The 6635-nt window shown below is 76.2% G+C and carries 7 protein-coding genes; 6 read left to right on the top strand and 1 reads right to left on the bottom strand.

The annotated features are described in order from the left end of the window. Positions 1 to 230 precede the first annotated feature (230 nt). Positions 231 to 1016 (top strand): SGNH/GDSL hydrolase family protein, encoded by a 786-nt coding sequence (locus POF43_RS31730; protein WP_271318267.1) that lies wholly within the window; start codon positions 231 to 233, stop codon positions 1014 to 1016. 12 nt (positions 1017 to 1028) lie between these two features. Here POF43_RS31730 and POF43_RS31725 read toward each other — a convergent pair whose 3' ends face one another. Beyond that, the gene (locus POF43_RS31725; protein ID WP_271325603.1) at positions 1029 to 2045 is read right to left on the bottom strand and encodes a ketopantoate reductase family protein; all 1017 of its coding nucleotides are present in this window, start codon (positions 2043 to 2045) and stop codon (positions 1029 to 1031) included. A 169-nt stretch (positions 2046 to 2214) separates the two neighbouring features. Between POF43_RS31725 and POF43_RS31720 the strand changes: the two genes are divergently transcribed. From POF43_RS31720 to POF43_RS31700, 5 genes are all read left to right on the top strand, one after another. After that, positions 2215 to 2628 (top strand): SseB family protein, encoded by a 414-nt coding sequence (locus POF43_RS31720; RefSeq protein ID WP_308217268.1) that lies wholly within the window; start codon positions 2215 to 2217, stop codon positions 2626 to 2628. A gap of 363 nt (positions 2629 to 2991) precedes the next feature. Then, positions 2992 to 3522 (top strand): GNAT family N-acetyltransferase, encoded by a 531-nt coding sequence (locus POF43_RS31715; protein WP_271318227.1) that lies wholly within the window; start codon positions 2992 to 2994, stop codon positions 3520 to 3522. Between the two features lie 69 nt (positions 3523 to 3591). Beyond that, positions 3592 to 3831, top strand: coding sequence for a DUF6158 family protein (locus POF43_RS31710; protein ID WP_271318228.1), 240 nt, complete (start codon positions 3592 to 3594; stop codon positions 3829 to 3831). Positions 3832 to 4124: 293 nt separating this feature from the next. Further along, entirely contained in the window at positions 4125 to 5312 is a 1188-nt protein-coding gene (locus tag POF43_RS31705; protein WP_271325571.1) for an aminotransferase class I/II-fold pyridoxal phosphate-dependent enzyme, read from the top strand. Between the two features lie 118 nt (positions 5313 to 5430). After that, positions 5431 to 6615, top strand: a complete 1185-nt coding sequence (locus POF43_RS31700) for an MBL fold metallo-hydrolase (RefSeq protein ID WP_282704891.1) — start codon at positions 5431 to 5433, stop codon at positions 6613 to 6615. The last annotated feature ends 20 nt before the right edge of the window (positions 6616 to 6635 follow it).

Here is a 6635-nt window from a genome sequence, read left to right as displayed (position 1 = left end):
CGGCCGGGGTCCCTACCCCGGCCGACCGGCCGCCGAACCATGTGCGGACGGCGTTTCCTTGAAGATGATGATGGTCGTGTGCACGACAAGTAAACAGTTAACTATTTCCAGCGATTCTTCCGGCCTTCCCCTATCCCGGGCCGTCCGTATGCGCTTACCTACGTATCGCCATCCGCAACTACCCGCGGGTAGTCCCCCCTTCTTCCGCTCACCCCCGTGGAGGGATCATCGTGCGCAGATCAGCCCTGCTCGCCGGCGTCGCCAGCCTCGCCGCCGCAGCCGCTCTCGTCATCAGCGGTGCCCCGGCCCAGGCCTCCGGTGCCAACTACGTCGCGCTCGGCGACTCCTACTCCTCGGGTGTGGGAACCACCAGCAACTACCTCAACAGCTGCGACCAGTCGACCGCCGCCTACCCGGAGCTGTACAAGTCCGCGGTCGGCGTGGCGTCCTTCACGTTCGAGGCGTGCACCGGCGCGACGGCCCCGAGTATCGAAAGCGGTCAGCTGGGCGGCCTGACCGCGAGCACCACGCTGGTCAGCCTCACCGACGGCGGCAACGACGTGGGCTTCTCCAGCATCATGGAGACCTGCGTCCTGGAGTCCGACAGCAGCTGCCAGTCGGCCATCGCCGGCGCGGTGACCAAGGCCAAGAACACCCTGCCGGGCGTGCTGGACACCCTCTACAACGACATCTCCGCGGACGCCCCCAGCGCCCACGTCGTCGTCCTGGGCTACCCCGAGTTCTACGACACGTCGCAGACCGGCTGCATCGGCCTGAGCCAGGCCGACCACGTCGCCCTCGACAACGCCTCCGACACGCTCAACAGCGTGGTCTCGGCCGCCGCGGGCCGCCACGGCTACACCTACGAGAGCGTCGTCAGCGGCTTCTCCGGCCACGAGCTGTGCGACTCCACCGAGTGGCTGCACTCGCTCACCTGGCCGATCAGCGACTCCTACCACCCGACCGCCTCGGGCCACTCCAACGCCTACCTGCCGGCGTTCGAGCGCGGCGTCTGAGCCGATCGGCTCCTAGGAGCCGGACAACTCGCGTACCAGTGACGTGAGCCGGGTGGCCGACAACTCGCCGGGGCGCATTCCGCGCCGGGCGAAGTCGTCGGCCACCGCCTGAAGGACCTCGTTGACGGGCGTACGCACGCCATGCGTACGCCCGAGCAGCACGATCTCGCCGTTGAGGTGGTCGGCCTCGATGGAACCGGCGCCGCGCGCCAGGCTCTGCCAGGACGAACCGCCCTGCCGGGGTTTTCCGGCGATCTGCTGCGGCGTCACCAGCCCGTCGCGCACCCGGGCCTCCTCGGCCTCGTCCGGGTGGGCGATCCCGGCCGCCGCGAGCACCGCCTCGCCCTCCGCGCGGGCCCGCGCCAGCAGCCCCAGCGCCGCCTCCCCCCGCACCGGACCGGTCACCGCCTCCAGCGCGTTGCCCAGGTTGGACAGCAGCTTGGCGTACTTCCACGCCATCACGTCCGCCGGCAGCGGCGCCGCGAACCCGGAGTTCTCCAGATCCGCCGCGATCGTCCGCAGCACCGGGTCCGCCGCACCGCCGGCCGCCGGGAAACGCCCCAGGTGCAGCATCCCGGTCAGCGGCGCGGCCGACGCCACCACGGCGCCCGGTTCCAGGTAGGACGCCGGCAGCCACACGCACATCCCGTAGACGGTACGGAACCGGCGCAGCGCCACCGCCTCGTTGCCGACCCCGTTCTGCGCGCACACCACCGGCAGCCGGGTCGCCGCGGTCCCGCCGCCCGCCACCGGCTGCCACGCCCACGCGTCCAGCGCCGCCACGGTGTCCTGCGACTTGACCGACAGCACCAGCACGTCGTCGGGGCGCAGCCGGACCGCCTCGGGGTGGTCGGCCACCGGCACCGGCAGCGCCAGCGCCCGCTCCGGCAGGGTCAGCCGCAGGCCGCGGTCGCGCAGGGCCGTGTAGTGCGCACCGCGCGCCACCAGCACCGTTTCGTGCCCGGCCTCGTACAGCCGTCCGCCGATGGTCGCGCCGACCGCACCGGCGCCGATGATCACGTAACGCATTGCCCCAGGCTGCCATGTGCCCGTGCGGCGGTCGGGGGCGACCCCCGGATTCGCCGATTCCGCACCGCGTCCGCGGGCGAGGTTTTTCGGCCGGGGGGCGCATGGGCCGCCGCAGGCCGGGTACGGGGCCGGTTCGACCGATCCACGTGCACCCGACCGTGAGGAGACGATGATGACGCAGAACATGCCGGAGCAGAACGCGGAGCCCGTGCAGCAGGCGCTGCACCAGCTCGCCGCGGACCGCAACAACGTGGTGGCCCTCGGCACGCTGGCAGCCAGTGAGGTGCTGCTCCCGGTGCCGGAGGACATGCCGGGCCCGGAGGCCGAACCCGAGCCGGGCAGTCTCCAGCTGCCGGTCTACGAGCAGGGGGACGGGGTCCGCCTGGTCCCGGTCTTCACCTCCGAGGACCGGCTCGCCCAGGCGCTGCCGCAGATCCGCAGCTACCGCACGGTCCGGCTGGCCCTGCTGGGCCAGGGCTGGCCCACCGACGAGCTGGCGCTGTCCATCGACGCCGGTTCGCCCGACACCGTCACGGTGCAGGGCGAAGGCGTGCGCGCGCTCGCCTCGCTCGCCTCGGGCTGACCCCGCCGGTCCTCCCGGCCGGCCGACGCCCGCCCGCTCCCCGCGATCCCGCGGGAGCGGGCGGGCGCTTCGCTGTGCGCTGTGCGGCGGGGGTGGGTCGGCGGGCGGCGTTGGCGGGGTACGCGCCGGGGCGGGGTGGGGCGGTCCGGCGGAGCGTGCGCCGGGGCGGGGTCGACGTGGGCCTTCGCCGGGCCGGGCGGTGCGGGCGGTGCGCCGGCCGTCGGCGCCGGTGCGACGTGGGCCTTCGCCGGGTTCGGGCAGTGCCCGTGCGCGCCGGGGCGGGGCGCGCCGGGGCGCCGTGCCGGGCACCGGCCGTCGGAAAAACCGGCCGGTCGCGGCGGCCGGCGTGGATACGATCGGCCGATGTCCGATGCCTACCTGGCCCGCGGTGAGCGGGTCGCCGTCCGTCTGCTGGAACGCTCCGACCGGGAGGCGTTCACCGGCGGCGCCCGGCGGAACGCCGAACTGCACCGCCCCTGGCTCTTCCCCGCGGCCACCGACGCCGCCTTCGACACCTACCTCGACCGGCTGGAGGAACCGCCGCGGGAGGGCTTCGCCATCTGCCTGGCCGACACCGGCGAGCTGGCCGGCTTCTGCACCGTCAACAACATCGTGCAGGGCGCCTTCCAGTGCGGTGCCATCGGTTACGGCTGCTTCCTGCCCGGCCGCGGCCTGGTCACGGAAGGCGTCGGGCTCGTCGTCCGGCACGCCTTCGGCCCGATGGGACTGCACCGTCTTGAGGCGAACATCCAGCCCGGCAACGCCGCCTCCATCGCCCTGGCCGAACGCCTCGGCTTCCGCCTGGAGGGGCTGTCGCCGGACTTCCTGCTGATCGACGGCGGCTGGCGCGACCACCAGCGCTGGGCGATCACCGCCGAGATGGTCCGCGGCTGACCGCCGCCGCGCGCGGACGGCCCTGCGGTGGTGATACTGGAGGCGGTGGGACCGGTGGAAGGGAGCGTCATGGCCGACAAGGACGACCCCGGAGTGGCGCCGGGCGCCCTCGACGAACGGGCACTGCTGCGGGCTCTCGAAGCCCTGCACCGCACCCGGCACGAGACCTTGCTGTACGGCTCCGTCGACGCGTTGCGCACCCACAGCTCACGCATGACGGCCCTGGAGGGGGAGTACCTGCGGCGCCACCCCGAGCGCTCCCCGTCCCCCGGCCGCACCCGGGCCGGCGCCCGCGCCCGGGTCCCGTGAACGGCCCGGGGCCGTCGCGAGCCCGGGTGGCCACCACCGGCAGGGCCCGTCGACGGCGCGAGCCCCCCGGACACGGCTGAGGGCGCGCGGTGGCACGGGCACCGCGGGCACGGCTGACGGCCTTCGGCACCGGGGGAGCGGTCCGTGATCCCGCGGAGGCGCCGGTCACCGCGAGCGCCGCGCCCCCCGTACCGCGAACGCCCCGCGCGCCGCCCGCACAGCCGACGGCCCCCGGTGCGGCGAGGCATCGCACCGGGGGCGCCCGCCGGGTCCGTCGCACCCCGAGGAGCACGATGCCCAGCACCGTCACCCGCCGGACCGCGCGACGCGGCAGCCCGTTCACCGATCCCCGGCTGCCGGTGCCGACGTGGCTCGGTGAGCTGCTGGCCGGCGGGCGGGACGACCCGCCGGAGCCGGCCGGCGGCGGGGTCGCGCTGCGGACGGCGGCCGCCGGGTTCCTGGCCCGGCACGGTCCGGCCGCGGGGCCCGCGTGGACGCTCGCCGGGCCGGGACCGGCGCCGCTGATGCTGGCCCTGCTGTCCGCGACCGGCGGCGGTCTGCTGCTGCCGCGCCCGGCCGCCCCCTGGTACGCGCCGGCCGCCCGGTTGCTGGGCCGCCGGGTGCGGTACCTGCCGGCGCCGGCCGGCTGCGGGGGAGTGCCCGACCCGGTGGCGCTGCGCGAGGTGGTACGGCGGGACGGCGCCGGGCGGGACCTGCTGGTGCTGGCGGTCGCCGACGACCCGACCGGGACGGTGGCGCCGCCCGAACTGGTCCACCAGGTGTGCGAGGTGGCGGCCGCCGCCGGGTTGTCGCTGCTCGCCGACGAGACGTTCGCCGGTTCCACCCACGGTCCGCTCACCGTGGTGCTGAGCCCCGCCGAGATGGTGCCCGACCGCACCGTCGTCCTGCGTGACCTGGCCGCCGGCGCGCTGCCCGCCGCCTGGCCGGCCGCGATCGCCGGCTTCCCGTCCGCCGGCCCGGCCGCCGCCCTGCGCGACGGCACGCTCGCCGCGCTCGCGGCTCAGGGAGCGGTGCTGCCCGGCCCGGTCGCGCGGGCCGCCGCCGGCGCGCTGGCCGAACCGGACCGGGCCCGCGACGACGCCCGGTCGGCGGTGCGGCTGCACGCGTCGGTCGCCGCCGCCGCGCACGCCGAACTCCTGCGGGCCGGCGCTCTGTGCCTGCCGCCCGCCGCCGGCTTCCACCTCTACCCCGACTTCGGCACGCTCCCGGACGGCCCGCGCGGGCCGGGCGTCCCCGGTGCCGTCCGGATCGCGGACCGGCTGCCCGGCGCGGTGCCCGGCGGGTGGTTCGGCGACGACCCGGCCGCCGCGCGGGTGCGGATCGCGGTGCCGGCGCTGTACGGCGACGACCCGCGGGCCCGCGCGCTGGCGCTGGCGTCCGCCGATCCGCCGGCCGTCCCCCATGTCGCCGAGGCGCTGGCGGATCTCCGTAGTGCCTGCGCCGAACTGACCGGCGCCTGACTTACCGTCATATCGTCCGACAGCGCACGGCCCGCCCTGCGCTCCTGTCGTACGCCCCGGCGCCCGCGAGGACCGGCCCTCGCGGTGGCGTCGCCGGCGCCCACGGATTGGAGCCCCGATGACGGATCAGACCGATCACGTGGAGCGCCCGGAACCGTCCGGCCCGACCGCCTCCGCGCCGGTGGCCCCCGCACCGGTCACGCCCTCTCCGGCCGCGACAACGCCGGTGGCCCCCGCCTCGGCCGCCCCTGCGTCGGCCGGCACTGCTCCGGCCGTCACCGCTCGGGCCATCACCGCCCCGGCCGGCACCGCGCCGGTCGCCCCCTCCCCGGTCGCCCCCCAGCCCGCCGGGACCGGGCCCCGGACCTGGCCGCGGTCGTTCGCCGACCGGCTGACCGAACCGCTGCCCGGGCTGGCGCGGATGGTGCGGGCCGGCTGGGGCGTGGCGCTGCGGCCGCGCCGCGCGGACGTGGCCGCCGACACCCCGCGGCTGCCGGTGGTGCCGGGACCGCTGCCCGACGCGCCCGACGGCGCGGTGGCCGTCAGCTGGGCCGGGCACGCCAGCTGGGTCCTGCGGCTCGGCGGCCTGACGGTGCTGACGGACCCGGTCTGGTCGCGGCGCATCCCGGCGACGCCGCCGCGCATCACCCCGGTCGGTGTCGCGTGGGAGGCGTTGCCGCCGATCGACGCGGTGGTCATCAGCCACAACCACTACGACCACCTCGACGCCCCCACCCTGCGGCGGTTGCCGCGGACCACGCCGTTGCTGGTGCCGGCCGGGCTCGCTGCGTGGTGCCGGCGGCGCGGGTTCACCAGGACCGTCGAGCTGGACTGGTGGGAGGAGTGTGAACTGGGCGGTGTGCGCTTCGCGTTCGTGCCGGCCCACCACTGGAGCAGGCGCACGCTGACCGACACCTGCCGCAGCCTGTGGGGCGGTTGGGTGCTCACCGACGGCGCCGGGCGGCGGGTCTACTTCGCCGGGGACACCGGGTACGGCCACTGGTTCGCCGAGATCGGCCGCCGCCACCCCGGCATCGACGTCGCCCTGCTGCCCATCGGCGCCTACGCGCCCCGGCCGTTGCTGCGCGCGGTGCACACCGACCCGGAGGAGGCGGTCCGCGCCTGCGGGGACGTGGGGGCGCGGATCATGGCGCCGATGCACTGGGCGACGTTCCTGCTGTCGGCGGAACCGCCGCTCCAGCCGCTCACCCGGGTCCGCGTCGCGTGGCAGGCGGCCGGCCGTCACCGCGACGACCTGTGGGACCTCCCGGTCGGAGCGTCGCGCGTCCTGGACACGGTCTGACGGTGCGGGGCTGTCGCCGT

Origin of the sequence: Streptantibioticus silvisoli (assembly GCF_027947535.2) — a bacterium.
Taxonomy (GTDB): Bacteria; Actinomycetota; Actinomycetes; order Streptomycetales; family Streptomycetaceae; genus Streptantibioticus_C; species Streptantibioticus_C silvisoli.
This window is presented reverse-complemented; position numbering and strand designations above follow the sequence as displayed.